General features: G+C 74.0%; 18 protein-coding genes. 13 read left to right on the top strand and 5 right to left on the bottom strand.

Annotation, left to right across the window (positions count from 1 at the left end):
* Nucleotides 1-26: 26 nt before the first annotated feature.
* The 3 genes from ACLQ26_RS20920 to ACLQ26_RS20910 are packed head-to-tail and all read left to right on the top strand — an operon-like array spanning nt 27 to nt 1593.
* Nucleotides 27-230 carry a CbtB domain-containing protein gene (locus ACLQ26_RS20920; RefSeq protein WP_393298340.1) on the top strand — a complete coding sequence of 68 codons (204 nt, stop codon included), beginning with the start codon at nt 27-29 and terminating at the stop codon, nt 228-230.
* A complete protein-coding gene (locus tag ACLQ26_RS20915) occupies nt 221-985 on the top strand; it encodes a CbtA family protein (RefSeq protein WP_425746033.1) in 765 nt (254 codons plus the stop codon). Before ACLQ26_RS20920 ends, ACLQ26_RS20915 begins: the two co-directional genes overlap by 10 nt.
* The gene (locus ACLQ26_RS20910) at nt 982-1593 is read left to right on the top strand and encodes a histidine phosphatase family protein (RefSeq protein ID WP_425746032.1); all 612 of its coding nucleotides are present in this window, start codon (nt 982-984) and stop codon (nt 1591-1593) included. The genes ACLQ26_RS20915 and ACLQ26_RS20910 overlap by 4 nt, the downstream gene beginning before the upstream one ends.
* 233 nt (nt 1594-1826) lie before the next feature.
* Here the strand turns inward: ACLQ26_RS20910 and ACLQ26_RS20905 are convergent, their stop codons facing one another.
* From ACLQ26_RS20905 to ACLQ26_RS20895, 3 genes are all read right to left on the bottom strand, one after another.
* The gene (locus ACLQ26_RS20905) at nt 1827-3287 is read right to left on the bottom strand and encodes a hypothetical protein (protein WP_425746031.1); all 1461 of its coding nucleotides are present in this window, start codon (nt 3285-3287) and stop codon (nt 1827-1829) included.
* Nucleotides 3284-5137 (bottom strand): dynamin family protein, encoded by a 1854-nt coding sequence (locus tag ACLQ26_RS20900; protein WP_425746055.1) that lies wholly within the window; start codon nt 5135-5137, stop codon nt 3284-3286. Before ACLQ26_RS20900 ends, ACLQ26_RS20905 begins: the two co-directional genes overlap by 4 nt.
* A 114-nt stretch (nt 5138-5251) precedes the next feature.
* Nucleotides 5252-6142 (bottom strand): IniB N-terminal domain-containing protein, encoded by an 891-nt coding sequence (locus ACLQ26_RS20895; protein ID WP_425746030.1) that lies wholly within the window; start codon nt 6140-6142, stop codon nt 5252-5254.
* A gap of 298 nt (nt 6143-6440) precedes the next feature.
* Here ACLQ26_RS20895 and ACLQ26_RS20890 point away from each other — a divergent pair, with 298 nt between their 5' ends.
* The 8 genes from ACLQ26_RS20890 to ACLQ26_RS20855 all read left to right on the top strand — a co-directional run bounded on the left by ACLQ26_RS20890 (nt 6441) and on the right by ACLQ26_RS20855 (nt 15313).
* Nucleotides 6441-7706 carry an Hsp70 family protein gene (locus tag ACLQ26_RS20890; protein ID WP_425746029.1) on the top strand — a complete coding sequence of 422 codons (1266 nt, stop codon included), beginning with the start codon at nt 6441-6443 and terminating at the stop codon, nt 7704-7706.
* A gap of 5 nt (nt 7707-7711) precedes the next feature.
* Entirely contained in the window at nt 7712-10285 is a 2574-nt protein-coding gene (locus ACLQ26_RS20885; protein WP_425746028.1) for a LuxR C-terminal-related transcriptional regulator, read from the top strand.
* 43 nt (nt 10286-10328) lie between these two features.
* Nucleotides 10329-12371, top strand: coding sequence for a nitrate- and nitrite sensing domain-containing protein (locus ACLQ26_RS20880; protein WP_425746027.1), 2043 nt, complete (start codon nt 10329-10331; stop codon nt 12369-12371).
* A complete protein-coding gene (locus ACLQ26_RS20875) occupies nt 12368-12817 on the top strand; it encodes a roadblock/LC7 domain-containing protein (RefSeq protein ID WP_425746026.1) in 450 nt (149 codons plus the stop codon). The genes ACLQ26_RS20880 and ACLQ26_RS20875 overlap by 4 nt, the downstream gene beginning before the upstream one ends.
* On the top strand, nt 12795-13175 hold the full coding sequence (locus ACLQ26_RS20870; RefSeq protein WP_425746025.1) for a DUF742 domain-containing protein: 381 nt from the start codon (nt 12795-12797) through the stop codon (nt 13173-13175). Before ACLQ26_RS20875 ends, ACLQ26_RS20870 begins: the two co-directional genes overlap by 23 nt.
* A 101-nt stretch (nt 13176-13276) precedes the next feature.
* The gene (locus tag ACLQ26_RS20865; RefSeq protein WP_425746024.1) at nt 13277-13978 is read left to right on the top strand and encodes a cellulose binding domain-containing protein; all 702 of its coding nucleotides are present in this window, start codon (nt 13277-13279) and stop codon (nt 13976-13978) included.
* Nucleotides 13979-14021: 43 nt separating this feature from the next.
* Nucleotides 14022-14402, top strand: a complete 381-nt coding sequence (locus tag ACLQ26_RS20860; RefSeq protein WP_393051800.1) for a YccF domain-containing protein — start codon at nt 14022-14024, stop codon at nt 14400-14402.
* Between the two features lie 113 nt (nt 14403-14515).
* Complete coding sequence (locus tag ACLQ26_RS20855; protein WP_425746023.1) at nt 14516-15313, top strand: SAM-dependent methyltransferase; 798 nt, start codon at nt 14516-14518, stop codon at nt 15311-15313.
* 28 nt (nt 15314-15341) lie between these two features.
* Here ACLQ26_RS20855 and ACLQ26_RS20850 read toward each other — a convergent pair whose 3' ends face one another.
* The gene (locus ACLQ26_RS20850) at nt 15342-16094 is read right to left on the bottom strand and encodes a cellulose binding domain-containing protein (RefSeq protein WP_425746022.1); all 753 of its coding nucleotides are present in this window, start codon (nt 16092-16094) and stop codon (nt 15342-15344) included.
* A 382-nt stretch (nt 16095-16476) separates the two neighbouring features.
* On the opposite strand from ACLQ26_RS20850, the gene ACLQ26_RS20845 reads away from it, so the two are divergent.
* Both ACLQ26_RS20845 and ACLQ26_RS20840 read left to right on the top strand, forming a co-directional pair.
* The gene (locus tag ACLQ26_RS20845) at nt 16477-17550 is read left to right on the top strand and encodes a hypothetical protein (RefSeq protein ID WP_425746021.1); all 1074 of its coding nucleotides are present in this window, start codon (nt 16477-16479) and stop codon (nt 17548-17550) included.
* Nucleotides 17551-17666: 116 nt separating this feature from the next.
* Nucleotides 17667-18593: an acetamidase/formamidase family protein gene (locus ACLQ26_RS20840; RefSeq protein ID WP_425746020.1), complete on the top strand. Its 927-nt coding sequence runs from the start codon at nt 17667-17669 to the stop codon at nt 18591-18593.
* Nucleotides 18594-18600: 7 nt separating this feature from the next.
* Here ACLQ26_RS20840 and pdxY read toward each other — a convergent pair whose 3' ends face one another.
* Nucleotides 18601-19452, bottom strand: coding sequence for a pyridoxal kinase PdxY (gene pdxY / locus ACLQ26_RS20835; RefSeq protein ID WP_425746019.1), 852 nt, complete (start codon nt 19450-19452; stop codon nt 18601-18603).
* Between the last annotated feature and the right edge of the window lie 73 nt (nt 19453-19525).

Here is a 19525-nt window from a genome sequence, read left to right as displayed (position 1 = left end):
TCATCCCCGAGGAGGTTCGTGCACACATGTCCAGTTCCACTTCCAGCCAGCCGCTGGTGCACCCCGCTGTCCCGACCCGTCTCCTGTGGACGGTCCTGGCCACCGTCGCCGTGCTCACCCTGCTGGCCTATCTTGTCGCCTTCGACCAGGGCGCCGTCTCGCGCAGCGGGATGTACCTGCACGAGCTGATGCACGACGGCCGGCACCTGCTCGGTGTCCCGTGCCACTGACCGGCACCGCACCCACGTTCGTCACGGTTCTCCTGCGCGGGCTGCTCGCCGGCCTGGTGGCCGGCCTGCTCGCCGGAACGTTCGCCTTCGTCGTCGGCGAACCCCACGTCGAGGCGGCCATCGCCATCGAGGAGGCGGCGACACACGCCGAACCCGCCGCCGGTGGGCACCAACACGACGAGGACGCCCTGGTCAGCAGGAACGGTCAGCGCGGCGGGCTGTTCCTGGCCACGGCCCTGTTCGGCGCCGCGATGGGTGGCCTGCTGGCCACGGCGTACGTCCTGCTGACCCGGCGGCGGCGGACCCCTGACGACGGACGGTCCGGGCTGCTCCTGGCCGGCGGCGCGCTGCTCGGCGCGGTGATCGTGCCGTTCCTCAAGTACCCGCCGAACCCCCCGGCCGTCGGCGACCCGGCCACCATCAACCAGCGCACGGTCACCTACCTGCTGCTGGTGGTCCTCGGCCTGGTGGCGGTCTGGTCCGGTTCGCTGGGCTACCGGTCGGTCGGCGCACAGGCGCCGGTGTGGCTGCGCGCCGCGGCGGCGGTCGGCGGTTTCCTGCTGGTCACCGGCGTGGCCTACGTGGTGCTGCCGTCGTTCCAGGAGGTACCGGGTGACTTCCCCGCCACGCTGCTGTGGAGCTTCCGGCTCGCCTCCCTCGGCACCCAGGTGGTGCTGTGGACCGGGATCGGCCTGCTCTTCGCAGCTCTGATGCACCGGCAGCGCGCGGTCGCCGACGCACAACCGGCCGGGTGAGCGCCACCAGCCTGCGGCTGGTCGCCCACGGTCACACCGCCGCCCTGCGGCGAGCCCGGTTCGGCGGGGACGACGGACTGGACGAGGGTGGCCGGCGCGCCGCCCTCGCCCTGTCCGGGCTGGCCCGGCGGACGTCGTCGGGCAATACCGACGCCTGCCTGTCCAGCCCCGCGGCGGCGGCCGTCCAGACCGCGTACGCCCTCGGCCTCGCGCCCGCCGTCGAGACGTCGCTTGCCGACTGCGACTACGGCGACTGGACCGGCCGGTCGCTGGAGGAGATCGCCGCCGCGCGGCCTGACGCCCTCCACGAATGGATGTCCACCCCGGACGCCGCGCCGCACGGGGGCGAGTCCGTGGCCGACCTGCGCGAGCGCGTCGGCCGGTGGCTCGACGGCCAGCGCGGCCTCGGCCGACGGGTCACCGCCGTCACCCACCCGCTCGTGATCCGGGTGGCGGTCGTGCACGCCCTGGACCTGCCGCTGGCGACGTACCGGCAGCTGGACGTGGAGCCGCTGGCGATCGTCCGGCTCACCGACCAAGGCCGACGGTGGCAGCTCCGGCTGAGCGCGCCACCGCAACCCGCGGCGGCGACACCGCCGAACGGGTGACGAGGGCCGGGAGCGGCCCCTGTAGAGCTGCCCGACGGACCTGGCGGACGGACCGACGAGCGGATGAGCCCGTGAGCGATATACCGCAGAGGTATGAATATGACTCTGCGGTATATCGGCTGAGGGCGACAGTACGTGCCGGCGTCGCATCGGCCACGCCACAGTGAGGCACGCACCCTGCGCCACACACGCCGGCCGGCGCGTCCCGGGTGGACGCCCCGGGCGTACGACGCTCAGCGACCGCCCGCGGCCAGCTCGGCCAGCATCCCCTCGCAACTGCGGACGACCACCTCCGCGCCCCGGCGCTGGGCCAGCGGGAGGAGCGGGTCCTCGGCCCGGTCCCGCCACCGCCTCTGGGCGTCGGCGGCGACCTCCCAGAGCCGCCGCACTGTCGCCTCGTGCTCGATGCCGAGCCGCGCGGCCAGACCCACCCCGTCACCGCCGACCAGCCGCTGCGCCTCGGCGGCCAACTCGGCGTCGAAACCGAGGCGGGCGTTGCGCAGCGCCACCAGCAGGCGCAGTTCCCGGAACTCGTGTGCGCCCGCCAGGATCTGCTCGATCGCGCCGACCAGCTCGTCGGCGCCCCGCACCGGCTCGGCCCGCACCAGGGCCTCCACGGCCGCCAGCGCCGAGCGTGCCTTGAGGGTGTCGCGACGATCGACGAAACATCGGGTCATCGACTCCCGCAGCTCGGTGAGCCCGCTGCGCCGGATCAGCTCGGCCGACAGGGTCACCCGGGTGTCGAACCCGCCGCGGACCAGGGTCGTCGCGAGCCGGATCCCGAAGAGCCCGATCCGGTCCAGCAGACCGGCGCGCACCTCCGAGTCCAGGTGCACCGGAAGCTCGCCACGGACGAAGCGGTCGGCGGAGAGCAGGTGGGTCTCCAACTCGGCACGGGACACCCCGGCCAGCGTCGCGAGCGCGGCGACGTCGGACTCGTTCAACATCCGGCCCGCGAGACCGACCGTCCCGCTGCACGCCACCACGTTCACGACCAGCGCGCCCACCCGGGGATCGCGGTGGTGCCGGCGGGCCAGCTGGCGGGCGGTGAGCAGCCCGTCGATCCGGCCGCCACCCACCTCGTCCGCCCGGGACAACACCATGATCACGTTCACCGGGGCGGCCTGCCCGACGACACTGTCCCGAGCGGACTCCAACACCCGCAGGTCACTGTCGCGGCCGTCGCGGGTCAGGAACAGCACCGCGTCCGAGTCCCGCAGGACGCGATCCAGCACCGGCGCGTGGCCCTGCTCGTCGACAGCGGCGAGCGCCGGGGTGTCGATGAGCGTCACCTGCCGCAGTGCCCGCGTCGGCCACCGCACCACGATGTCGCGCACCTCCCCGACCCGCCAGCCCAGATCCACCCGCATCCCGGTCGCCGACTTGACCACCGTCAGCTCCTGCGGCGGCTGGCCGACGGGGTAGGCGGTGGCGTGCGGCGAAGGGCCGTCCTCGTACCAGGTGAAGACGCCGTCCGCGCCCTCGACCGGCGCGACCTCCTCCCCCATCAACGCGTTCAGCACCGTCGACTTGCCGGCACGCCACGGGCCGGCCACCGCGATCCGCAGCGGCTGCTCCAACCGCGCCACCTGGTGCCGCAACCGCCCCACCGCCCGCGCGTCGTGCTGGTAGAGGTCCATGGCCCGGTGCAGCAGCCCCCACGCCGCCTCGTCCAACCGCACCCCGACCGTCATGCCCCCGGCTCCAGCAGCACCGGGGTGGCGCGGGTGGCGGTCAACTGCTGGGACTGCTCGTAGAGCGCGGCCAGGCGGGTCATCTTCAGCCGGATCTCCCGCTGCCGCTGCTCGCGCAGGGCGACATCGGTGTCCGCCTCCTGCTTCGCACTGCGAAACGACTGCACGATGGCCTCCTGCAACTCCTCGGTCAGCCCCGTGAAGTGGTCGCGCAGCATCCGCTGCACCTGGCGGGTGGCGTCGCGGCAGTCCCGGACCATCCGGACGAAGAACTCGTCGACATGCCGTTGGATGGCCGTCTTGACGGTCGCCTGCCGGCGGCGCAGCAACTGCTTGCCCTCGTCGCGGATGCTCTTGCCGCCGAAGAGCGCGCCGATGCCGACCGAGACCGGGTTGATCATCGGCATTCCGGCAAGCGTCGTCGCGAGACCGAACATCAGCATGCCGCCGTACGAGCCCTTCATGCCGGTGAACAACTTCTGACCCGTGGTGAACCTGTCGATCCGCGGCCGTTCCAGGTCCGGCAGCCGGTCGCCGAGATCGTCCGGCATCGTCATCGACCAGGGTGGCAGCACGTCGTGGCCGTACCTGTCGAAGGTGGCGGCCACCCGACGTGCGATCCAGTCGCAGCGCTGGACCAGCCACTCGTGGTTGGCCTCCGCGGCCTCGACGAGGCTGCGCTCCAGCCAGTCGGCGAAGGTGTCCCAGGCGGTGAGGGGATCGGCCGTGTCGAACGCCTCGTCCACGGCACGCAGGATCTGCCGGGTCCGGTCGCGCAGGTCGTACTCGATGTCGGAGAGCAGGTCGGCCATCTCGTCGGCGAGCGTGTTCTGCCAACGGGTCGAGCAGCGGCGCAGCTCGTCGACCTCCCGTTGGGCCGCGTGCAGCCGCGAGATCGGTCCGGACTGCTCCTCGGCCTCCTGCGTCGCCAGCTCGGCGCGCAACGGTGCGGCCAGTTGCTCCACCACCGTACGGGCCACCGCCTGCACCGACGCCCGCGCCAGGTGGTCGGCCTTGCCGGTCAGGTCCCGCTGCAGGCGGGCGATGAGCGCCGGAAACCCGGACTCGGCGTTGAGGCCGCGATCGTCGGTCGCCGCCGCGCGCAACCGCAGGGTCGCCGACACCGGGATCAGCGGCGCCGCGACGCCGGCGTCGGCGAGGTGCTGCCGGTTGCGCTCGGCCACCGCACGCCAGTCCGCCACGAGATCGGTCTTGCTCTGCACCACCACCACGTTCGGCTGCGAGCGCGTGACGTGCAGCAGCATGTCCAGCTCGGCGACCGAGAGTTCCCTTGTCGAGTCGGAGACCAGCAGCACGGCGTCCGCGCGGGTGCAGGCGGCCACCTCCGCGGCCCCGCCGAGCGCCGCGACCTGGTCGGTGCCGGGAGTGTCCACAAGCACCAGTCCGGCGGCGAGCATCGCGCGGGGCAGGCCGACCTCGACGTACGCCGGACCGCCGCCCGGCCGACGCCCGACGGTGCCGGACACCCCGGCCGCGACCTGGTCGAGCGCCAGGGGGGTCCGCTCGACGAGCGTCGCGGCCGGGGTGCCCGCGGGCCGTCCCGACACCGGCGGCGCCTGGACCACGACCGCGCAGGCGGCCTCGGCGTGCTGCACCACTGTCGGCAGGAGCGTGGTACGACCGTCGCCGACCGGGCAGGCCGGCGCGTTGATGATCGCGTTGATGAGCTGGCTCTTGCCCTGGTTCGGCTCGCCGACGACCAGGACGCGCAGCTTCGGGTCCAGCAGTTGGGCACGCTTCTGTCGGACCGTCTGGAGCAGGTCGCCGCGACCGTGTGTGTTGCACGTCCGGGCGATCTCGTCCAGTACGTCCAACCAGATCCCCGCCATCACCGCACCAAGTGTGCGGATTTCGGCTCAATTATCAAGAGGGACCGGAAGGGAACCCGGGAAGGGCCGGGCCGCCCGAGGCGACCCGGCCCCCGCTCCCGACGAGAATCCCCGTCAGAGCAGACCGCCGGTGAGGCCCAGCAGCCCGTGGTCCGACGAGGCGGGCCCCCCGTCGTGCACGTCGCCGGTCACACCGTCGGTGACCCCTCCGGTCACGTCACCGACCGTGCCGGTGACACCGGGGAGGAGACTGTCCACGTGGTGCGTGACGCCGCCCACCACGGACGGGACGTCGACCGGCGGCACCACACCGCCGACGGCGCCGTCGGTGAGGCCCAGACCACCCAGGGTGTCGTGGACGCCGAGGGAGCCGACGATGCCGTCGACCTGACCGTGCGCGTCGGAGAGGACACCGCCGGTCAGGTGGCCGTCGAGCAGACCCGGGTCGGCGCTGCCGAGCAGGCCGGTCGGGTCGCCGACCGTGCCGGTCACGTCACCGAGCACCGGGTCGGCGATGCCGTCGACCGGCTGCACCACGTCCGCGTCGAGGGTGTGCGCCACGTCGGCCACACCGGTCAGGTCGGTGTCGAAGCCGCTCGGGCCGACGCCCAGGCCGACGCCCGGAAGCACCGTCACCCCGGCGGCGACGGTCGTCGGGTCGACGGCGATGGCCCCGAGCACACCGGCCTTGACGTCCACTCCTGCGGGCGAACTGGTGACGCTGATCTGCTGCGCCACGCTCTGCAACTGGCCGACCACATCGGTCGTGTCGGTCACCAGCGAATCGAACCCGAGCTGCCCGACGGCCGGGACCAGCGGCGCGAGACCCTGCCCCGGCGCGTAGTCGACCACCAGCGGCACCACGTCCTGCACGTCGGCGGCGGTGATGTCGCTGAGCCCCGCGGCGTGCAGCGCGCCCTCCGGGTCGAGGTCGAAGGCCGACCGCGCGTCCGGGTTGGTCAGCAGGTCGAGCACGAAGTCGTGCAGGGTCTGTTGCGAGTCCATGTGCCGGTTCTCCTCGGATTGGCGTCGGCGACCGTCGTACGTCGACAGTGACGCTATTGCGGGGGGCCGAGGCCGGACATCGGGGCTCGGCCCGCATCCGATCCCGCCGCGTTAGGGCCTTGATCGGCTCCACCGTTAGGGGGACTGGGGGAAACCGTCCCGGCCAGATTAGGGTCCCGACCAGGGAGCGATCTCTGGTACGAACGTAGGAGCCCGCGGGTTTCGCCGGGGGCGGGTCGCCGGGCAGCGCCGACGCCATCGCCACCAGAGGGCCAACTCGCGGAAAGAGAAGAGACGGATGCCGTACGTCCTGGGGATCGACATCGGAAGCACCAACACCGCCGCCGCCGTCGCACGGCGTGACGGCCGGACCTGGACGCGCCCGGAAACCGTCCCGCTGAACGCCGGCTCGCCTCTCGTACCGTCGGTGCTGCACCTCGCCGAGGACGGCGCGCTGCACATCGGCGGGCCCGCCACCGACGACGGCAGCCGCACCACGAGGGACTTCGTCCGCCGCATCGGCGACGACGTGCCCCTGCTGCTCGGGGGCGAGCCGTGCGCGCCGCAGACGCTCACGGCGGAGCTGGCCGCATGGGTGGTGGAGCAGGTGGACGCGGCCGAGGGCGGCCCGGCCGAGGCGGTCGTGCTCAGCCACCCGGCGGGCTGGCAGCCGTACCGGCGGGAGCTGCTGCGCCGGGCTCTCGTCGACCTCGGGCTGCGCGGCGTCACCCTGCTGCCCCGTACGGTCACGGTCGCCGAGAGCCACGCCACCCGCGGATTCGCGGGGACCACTGCCGCCGTCTACGCGCTGGGCGGCGCCAGTTTCGAGGCGGCTCTGGTCCGGCGCACCTCGCGTGGCACCTACGAGAGCTTCGGCACCCCGCAGGGCCTCGACCCGATCGGCGGCGCCGACTTCGACGAACTGCTGGCCGGCCACGTACGCACCGTGCTGTCCCGGGAGCTGGCCGCCACCGGCCGTCGGGAACACCACGCCGCCCTGCGCGGGCTGCCGGCCGAGTGCGACAGGGTCAAGCGGGCGCTGACCGTCGAGCTGGCCGCCGACGTGGTGTTGAGCCTGCCGACCGGCACGGCGCGGATACCGGTGACCCGCGCCCAGTTCGAGGCCATGATCCGCCCGACCGTGCAGGCCACCGTCGACCTCCTCCTGCGCACCGTGCACAGTGCCGGCCTGACACCGACGCAGCTCGACGGCGTCCTGCTCGCCGGCGGTTCGGCCCGCATCCCGCTGGTCACCGAGCTGATCACCGCGGCGCTTCCGATCCCGGTCGAGGTGGAGCCGGACGCGCAGCTGACCGCCGCCACCGGGGCGGCGAGCGCGGCCTGCCAGGTGGTGTCGCCCCGCCCCCGGCCCCCGGCGCCGGTGCGCGACCCGACGCCGGTCAACGGCGTCGGTCGGGCCACCATCCCGGCGTCGCGCCGGCCCCGGGACCGCACCACCGATCCGGGCGATCCGCCACCGCGCCCTCCGGTCCGGATCCTGCCCCTCGACCTGCCAAAGGCGTCCCGCCTGGCACTGACGCTCAGCCGGGGACGCGAAGGATGACCACAATGATCATGAAAAACGTCGTCGAGTCCCGGCTGGTGCTCGGCCGAGCGTCCCAGGCCCTGCTGGACCGGGTCGCCGACGATCCGACCGGCCCGCTCGTCGTCGGTCTGGCCGGTCCGGCGGGCCACGGCAAGACCACGCTGCTCGCCGAGTTGACGCGCGTCCAGCAACGGGCCGGGGGCACCGTGCGGACGGGCGTCCCGGTGCCGGGCGATCCCGTCGACGAGGCCGAGTTGCTGCTTGTCGACGACGCGCACCTGCTCGACGACGAGCGGGTCGGCGTCCTGCTGGGCCTGGTCGCCACCCGTCGGCACCGGCTGGTCGTCGCCCACCGGCCCTGGCCCCGGTCGGCGGCGCTCACCGAGCTGACCGACGCGCTGCGCCGCGACGGGCAGGCCGTGCTGCTCGGCCCGTTCGGTCGCGAGCAGACCGCGGCACACCTCGCCGCCGCGCCCGAGCTGGCCCACCGTGGCGATCTGATCGACTTCGTACACACGCAGACCGGTGGTGTCCCCCGCGACGTCGAGCGGTTGACCCGTGGTCTGCGCGCGGCCCCGAGCCTGACCGGCGTCCCGGCCGAACCGCCCCGGTCCGTGATCGGAGAATTCGCGCCGGAGCTGGAGATCCAGCCCACCGCCGTACGACGGCTACTGCTCGCGGTCGCGGCCGGCGTACCGCTGCCGGTGGCCATGCTCGGCCCGCTGCTCGACCAGGAACCGGAGGCGGTCGACGAGCTGATCGCCACGACCCGGGCGGCGGGGCTGATCGGCGCCGACGGCAGGCTCACCCCTATCGTGCGGCGGGCCGTCACCACGCTCAGCCCGGCCACCGAACGCAGCGAGGTCTGGCGTCGCCTCACCGAGTTGCAGCTCGCCCGGGGCGGCCCGGTGCTACCGCTGGTGCGCTCGCTGCTCGCGGTGGGCGTACTCGCCGACTGCCCGGCCCCGACGCTCGCCGCGGCGGCGCAGGAGGCGCTGGCCGACGAGCCGGCCTTCGCCGCCGACCTGTTCGCCGCCGCCACCGCGGCCGGGCACCCCACGAGCGCCCGGCAGGCTCTCGCCGCCGCGCTCGCCGGCAACCTCGACGACGCGCTGCGCCTCGCGGACCGGCTGCTGGCCGCCACCGACCCGACGGACCGTGCCGACGCCGCAGTGGTGGCCGCGACCGCTCTGGCGCACCGCGGCCACACCGGCCGCAGCGTCGAGCTGTACCGGTGGTCCGGCACCACCTCGTCGGTGGCGTTCGCCACCGTCGGCGGGCTCGCCACCGGCGACCTGACCGCAGCCGGGCCGGAGGTGGACGAGTCCCCCGGCGAACCGCCCACCCTGCACGCCAGCGCCGCCCGGCTGATGGCCGAGGGGGTACGCGAGAGCGTCACCGGCACGCCGAGCGCGGCGCTCTCCGCGCTCGTACAGGCCGCCGCCCTGCTGGAGCCGGACGGTCGGGCGGCGCTCCTGCCGGACAGTCCGGCCGCGCTGGCCGCCCTGACCGCTGTGCACTCCGGCGAGCTGGACATCGCCGAGCGGGTCCTGCTCCGGGCGGAGGCGGCAGGCGTCGGCGGTCCCCTGATGGCCCGCCGCCATCGGCTGTTGCAGGCCTGGATCCTGATGGTCCGGGGCCAGACGGCCGCGGCGGCCGAACGCCTCGCCACGGTGACCGCCGACGAGCGGCCGTTGGAGTCACGTGACCTGCTCTTCGCCGCCGCGCTGCGGATGGGCATCGGCCGGCGCACCAGCGACCTGGCCGCCCTCAAGCGGGGCTGGGGCCAGGCCCTCGAGGCGGTGGTTCGCCATCCCGTCGACCTGTTCACGCTGCTGCCGCTTGGCGAACTCGCCATCGCGGGCGCCCGGCTGGGCGACGCGGCACGACTGGCGCCGTACCTGCGGGAGGGCCGGGAGCTGCTCGAACGACTCGGCGCCCCGACACTGTGGAGCGTCCCGCTGCACTGGAGCGGCTTGCACGCGGCCATCCTGAGCGGTGAGCCGACGGCCGCCGACGACCACGTCGCCGCGCTGCTGGCCGCCGCGGACCACAGCCGCTACGCCGCGGTGGTCGCCGCGGCCGCCGAGAGCTGGGTCGAGGTGCTGCGCGGCGTGGTCGATCCGGTGCGGGTGGAGGCCGCCGCCCGTGGGCTGCACGACAGCGGCTTGTGCTGGGACGGCGCGCGCCTCGCCGGGCAGGCCGCGATCCGCACCTCGGACCGGCGGGCGATGACCACCCTGCTGGAGTGTGCCCGGGTGCTCCAGGGCCGGCCGGCCACCGCCGCCGGTGGGCCACGACCGACAGCCGGCGAGAGCACCCCGCAGGCGACCGACGCCATCGCCGCCCCCACCCAGCAGGGGCTCAGCGACCGGGAGTACGAGGTCGCCGAGCTGGTGCTGGCGGGGCTGACCTACCGGGAGATCGGCGATCGGCTCTTCATCTCGGCGAAGACCGTGGAGCACCACGTGGCCCGTATGCGCAACCGGTTGAACTGCGCCAACCGCGCGGAGCTGCTGGCGCTGCTGCGGACAGTCGTCGCCGACCGGGCCAGCGACACCGCCGGGCAGCCGTGGCCGCAGCGGTCGGCGCGATGAGCCGGCCGAACCACGGGCCGCGGCGGCCCGGGCGGAGCGCGCCGTGACGCGCACCGACGAACGACGGCTGCGGGTCCGGCTCGTCGCCGCGGCGGCGGTGCTGCTCACGCTCTGGTCGTACGCGGCCTACCTGACCGGTCAGGACGCCGTCGACCTGCTGCGGGTGCGGACCCTTGCCGACACCCTGGGCCAGCCCATCGACCGGCTGATCCTCAGCCTGCAGACCGAGCGCCGGCTGACCGCCGAGTCGCTGGCCGGCTCGGCGCGGGCGCGGACCGCGCTGGCCGGGGTCCGAGAGGTCACCGACCGGGCCGCGACGGAGGTTCGAGCTTTCCCGGCCGGCCGCGATCCGCGCCTGCTCAGCGCGGGGGCGGTGCGCGACCGGGCCGAGGCGCTCGTCCGGCGGTTGAACGGGCTCGGCGCCGTCCGGTCCCAGGTGGACGCCGGTTACCTCGACCGCGCCGGGGCGATCGACGGGTACGACCAGCTCGTTGACGCCGCCTTCGACGTGTACGGGCCGGAGTGGGGCGCGTACGAGAGCAGGCTGGCTGTCGAGAACCGCGCGGTGATCGCACTGGCCCGCGCCCGCGAGCTGCTCACCCGGGAGGACACCCTGGTCACCGCCGCCGTCGAGAGCGGTCGGCTCAGCGACGGGGAGCGGCGCCGGCTGGTCGAGCTGGTGACCACCCAGCGGTACGCCCGCGCCGAGGCGGCCGCCGGCCTGCCGGCCGGCGGCCGGGACGCGCACCAGCGGCTCGCGGCGGGCCCGGAGTTCGCGGGTCTGCGCGCCGTGGAGGACACGCTGCTGCGGTCGGACCGGGCTGACGCGCTGCGCGGCATCAGCGCGGCGGCCTGGCGGGCGGCGGCGGACGCCGCGCTCGGCGCGCTGCACGAGCTGGTGACGACCACGGCCCGGGGCAGCGTCGAACGGGCGACGCCGGGCGCCGCGGTGATCGTCGGGCGGACCGGCGCGGTGGTGGGGCTCGGGCTGATCGCCGTGCTGGCGGTGCTGCTTGGCGGGGCCGCCACCGTGCGCCGCCTGACCGACAAGCGGACCCGCTCGGAGTCCCGCCCGAGCCGGCCCGAACCAGACGCTACGGCCCTGCCGGCCCCACCCGCCGACGCGCACCCACCCGGCGACCAGGCCGGCGGTGGCCCGACCGGCGGCGGCCACACGGACGGCGGGACGCTCGAGGACCATCGCCTGGGGGAGCTGTTTCTGCGGGTCACCCGGCGCAACCAGGTCCTGCTCCGCGACCAGCTCGACCTGCTGGACGCGATGCAGCGGCGGGAGCGCAGCGCCGAGGAGGCCGACGAGCTGTTCCAGCTCGACCACCTCACCACCCGCATCCGCCGCAACGTGGAGAAGGTGATCACCCTCGCCGGCGCGACCCCGGCCCGCCGCTGGCGACGCCCGGTCCCCCTGCTCGACGTCACGCGCGGCGCGATCGCCGAGGTGCCGGAATACCACCGCGTCCTGGTCGCGCCGCACTGGCCGTGGTCCCTCGCCGGGCCAGCCGTCACGGACGTCGTGCACCTGCTGGCCGAGCTGATCGAGAACGCCCTGACCTTCTCGGCCACGGACACCACCGTCCGGGTCGCCGGTGAGCACCGGCCGCACGGCTGCGCGGTCGTGGTGGTCGACGACGGTCCCGGCCTCGACGCGACCACGCTGGGCGCGGTCAACCACCTGCTCACCAGCCCGCCGACCCGTCCACCCGCCGACGCCACGGGGTTGCACACCGTCGCCCTGCTGGCCGCCCGCTGCGGCGCCCGGGTCACGGTGCGGCCGAGTCGGCGCGGTGGGACGGCCGCGATCGTGGACCTGCCTGCCGAGCTGGTCACGGTGACCGGCGGCCCGGCCGGGGCGGTCCCCCGGCCCGCGTACTCCCCGGCCCGCAACCGACCCGCCGGGCCCGACGCGCCCGGGGTGGGCGGGGCGGGCGGCGCTGGCGAGCTGCCGATGCGGGTCCGCCAGTCCGGGTCCGCCGGGCCCGCGTCCGGGCCCACCGGCCCAGAACCCGGCAGCACCGGCCCCGACACCATCGAACTGCCGGTCACGAGAGCAACGAGGAGACATCGATGACGCATGCAGTGGTCGCCGCGGACAGCCTGACCGGCGCGCTGGACCGCCTGGTCGACCGGGTACACGGGGCGGAGTTCGCCGTGGTGCTCTCACCGGACGGGCTCCCGCTCGGCGGCTCCCGGCAGGTCGAGGCGAAGCTGGCCGACCAGATCTCCGGCATCGTCGCCGGGCTGCTGGCGTTGGGGCTCGCCGCCACCCGGACCTGCGACGCGGGCGGCCTCCGGCAGATCGTGGTGCAGATGTCGCGGGCGTTCCTGTTCGTCGCCACCATCGGAAACGGGACCATCCTCACCGTCCGGATCGCCGGTGACGAGATCGAGGTGGGCGACATGGCGTACGAGGTCGCGCTCTTCGTGGGGCAGGCCGAGCGGCACCTGCCGATCACCCTGGTCCCTGCCTCCGCGGCGAGAAGCGGGGACTCTGGTGCACAGCGCCGGCTCCAGTGACGAGGCGTGGTACGACGACGACGCCGGCCCGGTGGCGCGTCCGTACACGATGACCGGTGGGCGTACCGCACCCGAGCGGGGCCGGTTCGACCTCATCTCGCTCGTCGTCGCGCGGCGGGCGGCCGCACCGCCCACGGCGCTCTTCCCCGAACAGGCGCGGATCGTCGAGCTGTGTCACCATCCAGTGTCGGTGGCCGAGGTCAGCGCCGAGCTGGACCTGCCCCTGGGCACCGTCCGGGTGCTCCTCGGTGACCTGCTCGACGCGGGTCTGGTCGAGACGCACGAACCGCCGACGCTGGCGGAACTGCCGTCGCAGGAGCTGCTCGAGTCGATACTCGTCGGGCTACGCGCCCTGTGACGGGTCGGGTGCCGCCGCGACCCAGCGGTCGCGGTGGACGTCCGGGGATGAACTGAAGGGGAGAGGCAGTGCCGGCAACACCGCCGCAGCCACGACGTACTGTGGCGATCATTCTGCTGGACCGGATCGTGGCCGCCGCCGCAGCCGTACGGCGGGTGGTCACCGGCCGGGCCGACGTGTCGCGGGCCACCTGGATCGCCGTGCTCGCGGCGCTCGGGGTGGTGGTAGCGACGGTGATCTCCGTCATCGGTGTGGTGCGTACGCCGGAGCGTCTGGCACCGGTGACCCTCGACCCTCCCCCGTCGGTGGACCAGTTGGGCACTCCCGAGGCCGGTACGCCCCGGGGGCAGGCGAAGTCGGCGGCCAGCAGCCCGACCACGTCCGCATCGCCGCCGGTAAGCGCGGCCCCGCCGCCCGCCCCGCCGCCGACAAGCGCGCCGGCCGCGACCCTCTCGTCGGCGCCGCCGACCCCGGCCGCGCTGAGCGCCGCCTTCGCCATCGAGGACAAGGCCCTGCTCAGCTACGGTGCCGCCGTGACCGTCACCAATCCGGGGCCGTCGCCGGTGGCGCGGTGGACGCTGGCCGTCACACTGCCCCGGGAGTCGTTGCGGGTCAGCGCGGTGCAGGGCGCGCAGGCCACGCAGGACGGCGCGGTGTGGACGTTCGTGCCGGACGGGAGCGCCGGGCAGGTGCCGGGCAGCGCCTCGGTCCGGGTGACGTTCCGGGTCAACGGCGCGGCGGTCGGCGCGACGCCCACGGCGTGCACGATCGACGGGGTCGCCTGCGGCGGGCTGCCGGACTGAGCGCGGCCCGGCCCCGGTGGCGCGCGTCGCGCATGCTGGAGGGGTGATTCGCTTCGTCCTGAACGTCCTGTGGCTCGTCTTCGGTGGCGGCCTCGTGCTGGCGATCGGCTACGGCTTCGCCGCGCTGGTCTGCTTCGTCCTGGTCGTCACCATCCCGTTCGGCGTCGCCTCGCTGCGCCTCGCCGTCTACTCGCTGTGGCCCTTCGGTCGCACCCTGGTGCCCAAGCCGGGCGCGGGCGTCGGCTCCGGGCTGGCGAACGTGTTGTGGGTGGTGCTGGCGGGCTGGTGGCTCGCCCTGTCGCACATCCTCGCGGGCATCGCGCTCTGCGTCACGATCATCGGAATCCCCTTCGGCATCGCCAACTTCAAGCTCGTCCCGGCCGCGTTCTGGCCGCTGGGTCGGGAGGTCGTGGACGCGCCGTGAGGTGTCGCCGGGTCGCCCACGCCGTCGCAGGCGACCCGGTCCGGGCCACCGGGGTCGATAGTGGACAATCCCGGGTGTCACCACACCGACGAACCCCTCGACAGGAGCCTGCCATGGCCGGCCCGGACGCCGAACTCACCGCGACGCTGCAGCCCGAGGTGCCGCACGCGGCGCGGATCTGGAACTACTGGATGGGCGGCAAGGACAACTTCCAGTCCGATCGGGCGGCCGGTGACGCGGTGGCCGAGGTCTACCCGGAGATCGTGCTGATGGCGCAGCAGTCCCGGGGCTTTCTGGTGCGGGCCGTGCGGCACCTGGCCGCCGAGGTGGGCATCCGGCAGTTCCTGGACATCGGCACGGGTCTGCCCACCATGCAGAACACCCACGCGGTCGCCCAGGGCGTCACCCCCGACGCGCGGATCGTCTACGTCGACAACGACCCGATGGTCCTCGTGCACGCCCGCGCGCTGCTGGCCAGCACGACCACCGAGGGCGTCACCACGTACGTGCCGGCCGACTACCACGACCCGGAGAGGATCCTCGCCGAGGCGGCGCGGACCCTGGACTTCGACAAGCCGATCGCGGTGATGTTCATGGGTGTGCTGGGGTACGAGCCGGACCTGGAGGTGGTGCGCTCGATCGTCGGGCGGACGATGGACGCGACCCCGTCCGGCAGCCACCTGGTGCTCTGGGACGGCACCAACACCAGCCCGGCGGTGGTCTCCGGCGCGCAGCGGTTGGCCGAGAACGGTGGTGTGCCGTACATCCTGCGCAGCCCGGAGGACCTGGCCGGTTGCTTCTCCGGGCTGACGATGGTGGAGCCCGGCCTCGTGCCGATCCCCCTGTGGCGCCCGGACGACGCCGACGCGGTGGGGATCGACGCCTACGGCGCCGTGGCCCGCAAACCCTGACGGGCGCGGGCCACGGCCGGTTGACCGGTCAGCGGTTGCAGGCCAACGTCAGCCCGTCGGGCACCGCGCTGGTGGTCACGAGCAGACCGAACGTCGTCACGCCACCAGGCGCGACTGTGCCGTTGTAGGAGGCGTTGCGGACCGTGACATCGGCGCCGGCGGTCTCGGCGACGCCGCGCCAGACCGTCTGGATGCGCTCGTCGCCGGCCCACCGCCAGGAGACGCTCCACCGGTCCAGCGTCTGCGTCCCGGTGCTGCGCACCGTGACCGTGGCGACGAAGCCGGTGCCCCAGTGGGAGTCGATGGTGGCCGTCGCCCGGCACGCCGCCAGCGGGGCGGTCCGGACCGTCGCGATCACGTACGGGTCCCGCCGGCCCTCCGCGTCGGTGAACCGGTACCAGTACTCGGTGTCGGGCGTCAGCTTGTCGATGGTGAGCACCCCGTTGCGCTCGGGCCCGGTGACGGCCTGGGCCACCGGCGCCTGCCACTGTTGGGCGTCCTCCCGGCTGGCGAAGAGGCTGACGGTCATCGGCGGGTCGTAGCCGCAGGGCGGGCGGAAAAAGATCGAGTACGACAGCGTCACGCTCGTGGTGGTCACCGCGGTCACCGAGGCACCGATCGGTAGGGCCGGCGGGCAGGTCGGGGTCGGTGACGGCGACAGGGTGGGCGTGGGCGTGACCGCCGGCGCCGGTGCCGGTGCCGGTGCGGCCTCGGCGATGCCTGTCGTGCCGGCCCAGCCGGCCAGCGCCATGGTCGTGGCAGCCAGGAAGATGCGGAGCATCGGTACCTCCGGGGAAACCGTCGCCGTCGCGGTCGAGGATGGGCGACCGACCGTACGGGGCCGGAGTGCGGCGGCCGCCCGACGGCGATCGGCATGCGGCCGCTGACGGGGACTGCCCGGCGCGGATGGGTGTGGCCACCTCGCGCGTCCCCGCATCCGGAGAGGATTGGGCGCGCTGGCTCCCGAGCGCGACCGACCACAGCATCGCATTCGACAAGCATCAATACAAGCTCGTCAGTCGGTGGGGGCCGGCGGCACCGGCTCGTCGGACGCGAACCCGTCGAAAAGCGGCTGCCCGCTCGTCGCCGCAGGGACACGTACCAGGCCCCTGAACCGACGATCATCCATCGTGGCCTGTCAATTCGACGCGGGAGAGCACACCATGCGCGACAGATTCACCACGAACCGGCGAACCCGGGTGGCGAGGGCACTGACCGCGGCTGCCGCCGTGTCGGCGCTGGCGGTCGCCCCACTCGCGGCGCCGGCACCCGCCACCGCCGCCGTCAGCCGGGCCGAGCTGGCCCTGCGCTGGGCGCCCGTCCACTACCAGGACGTCGACGCCACAGGCGCCCACGCCCTGGGCGGTCAGTCCGACTACGTCACCGCCGTGGACTTCGACGGCAACCTGAACGGGCGCGACAACTGGGACCGCGCCGGTGCTTCCGGCACCTCGCTCGCCGCGCACGTGTACTACTCCGTCGTGGAGACGAGCACGCACTGGTACCTCACCTACCTGTTCTTCCACCCCCGGGACTGGACCGACCACCCGTTCTTCGAGACCGAGCACGAGAACGACGGCGAGGGCGTCCTCTTCGCGGTCGAGCGCGACGGCTCCCCGTACGGCGTCCTGCGCGGCGCGGTCACCGTCGCGCACAGCGACTTCTACTCGTACGCGCCGGCCGGCAGCACCTGGACCAGCGGCCGGGAGAGCGTCGACGGCACCCTGCAGTTCCAGACCTCGCCGCACGACTCGTTTGCGCATCCGGTGACCGCGCAGGAGGCGCAGGGGCACGGCCTGAAGGCATATCCGCAGTACGCCATCAACGGCGACGGCCTGGTCTACTACCCGTCCACTGTCGCCGAGACGCCGAGCAGCGGCGACGACCGCGACGTGCGGTACCAACTCGTCGACATCTTCGCCGCCGGGGGTCTGTGGGCGCAGCGGGCCAACGCGAACCTGTTCGCCGGCCTGGGCACGTTCGCCGGCGACACCTCCGGCGACTGCGGCTCGGGCACGTGGAGCTGCTCGGCGAACTCCGCGAACGCGCCGTGGGGCTGGGACGACGGCAACGACGTACCCGCCCGCGGTGAGCTGGCCAGCGATCCGGCGAAGCTGTCCGCCGAGTACTTCACGGTCCCGGCCGGGCTGGCGCGCAGCTACAGCTACAACCCGTACGCCGGGGCCGCCGCCGCGCTGGCCGAGGCGGCCAGGACTGCTGCGCCGACAGTCGACTGACCAGCGGGCGAGGTGCGCGGCCGGTCGGATCGCACCGGCCGCGCACCGGCTCGCGAGCCGTCGTCGGGGCGGGCGCGCGGGTCGCGCCGCGCCACGCCGGCACGTAGCCTGCGCGGATGCGACACACTCTCGCACCGGGCGACGAGACCCTGCACGGCCACTTCTCCCCCGACCTTGCGCCGGCGCTCACCATCGACTCCGGCGACACCGTCACCTACCGCACCCTGGACTGCTGGTGGTCGGCCGGCCCGTACCCCGGCGGGCCGAACCGGGACCGGCCCCGGGCACCGCAGTACCAGCCCGACGACGGGCACGCGTTGATCGGGCCGGTCGCGGTCCGCGGTGCGCGCGCCGGCCAGACCCTGGCGGTACGCATCGACGCGATCGTCCCGGCCACCTGGGGAACGACTGTGGCCGGTGGGTGGCCGAGCGGGTTCAACAAGCGCTACGGCGTCGAGACCGACGGCGTGGTGCACGCCTGGGAGCTGGACCCGGTGGCGCTGACCGGCCGCAACCAGCACGGCCACACGGTGGCGCTGCGCCCGTTCATGGGGGTGCTCGGCATGCCGCCCGCCGAGCCGGGACGGCACTCGACCATCCCGCCCCGGCCCTGCGGCGGCAACCTGGACTGCAAGGAGCTGACCGCCGGCAGCACCCTGCTGCTGCCGATCCCTGTCGACGGGGCGCTGTTCTCGGTCGGGGACGGGCACGCCGCGCAGGGCGACGGCGAGGTCGGCGGTACGGCGATCGAGTGCCCGATGGACGAGGTGACGCTGACCTTCGACGTCCGCGACGACTTCCCGGTCACCGGCCCGGTGGCCCGTACCGCCGACGCCTGGCTGACGCTGGGCGTGGGCGCGTCCCTCGACGAGGCGACGTTCCTGGCGCTTGAGGAGATGCTGACCCTGCTGCAACGGCTGCACGGCCTCAGCCGACCGGACGCGGTGGCGCTGGCAAGCGTCGTCGTCGACGTACGGGTCACCCAGATCGTCAACCAGACGGTCGGCGCGCACGCGGTCCTGCGCGACGACGCGCTGCGCTGAGCCGCGCTCAGCGCAGCTTGCGGGCGGTGAACCTCGCGGGCGGCTCGGCTATCGCATCCTGCGCCGCGATCAGCTGGATCTCCCGGGTGCCCGCCGCGAGTGTCGCCTCGAGGACGGCGAAGACGGAGGAGATGGTGCGCTCCAACGCCGTCGCCGGCGAGCCGGAGGTCCACAGGTGCGCCAGGTACAGCGCCGCGGTGACGTCGCCTCCGCCGTTCGGGTTGATCGGCAGCAGCGGGGTGGTCACCGCCCAGGCACCCTCGTCGGAGACCGCCACCACCTCCAGCGAGCCCGCCGGCACGTCGCCGTGCAGCACGCTGGTGACCAGGACGTGCCGCGGCCCGGTGGCGCGTACGACGTCGACGGCGTCCAGCACCTCCGCCAGCGAGGACGTCGTGCGGCCGGCGAGGAAGTCCAGCTCGAAGTGGTTCGGCGTGATGATGTCGGCGCGTGGCACGACTGTGTCGCGCAGGTACTCCGGGATGCCGGGCCGGACGAACATGCCGCGACCGAGGTCGCCCATCACCGGGTCGCAGCAGTACACCGCGGCCGGGTTGGCGGCCTTGACCTGGGCCACGGCATCCAGGATCACGGCGCCCATCGCCGGATCACCCTGGTAGCCCGACAGCACCGCGTCGGCGGCACCGAGGACCCCCCGATCGGCGATCCCCGCGATCACCTCCGCCACGTCGGCGGCCGGCAGCAACGGCCCACGCCACGCGCCGTACCCGGTGTGGTTGGAGAAGTGGACCGTCAGGACGGGCCAGACTTCGTGCCCGAGTCGCTGGAGGGGGAAGACGGCTGCCGAGTTGCCGACGTGGCCGTAGGCGACCGACGACTGGATGGACAGGATCTGCACCGACCCATCATGGCCGCCGCCGCCGAGGCGGAACGCGCGGCCCGCCGAATCTGTCGGCTGGCCCACTCCGGCC

Source organism: Micromonospora sp. DT43 (assembly GCF_049841645.1).
GTDB lineage: Bacteria > Actinomycetota > Actinomycetes > Mycobacteriales > Micromonosporaceae > Micromonospora.
The sequence above is the reverse complement of the archived record's forward strand: the minus strand, read 5'-3'. Positions and strand labels throughout refer to the sequence as shown.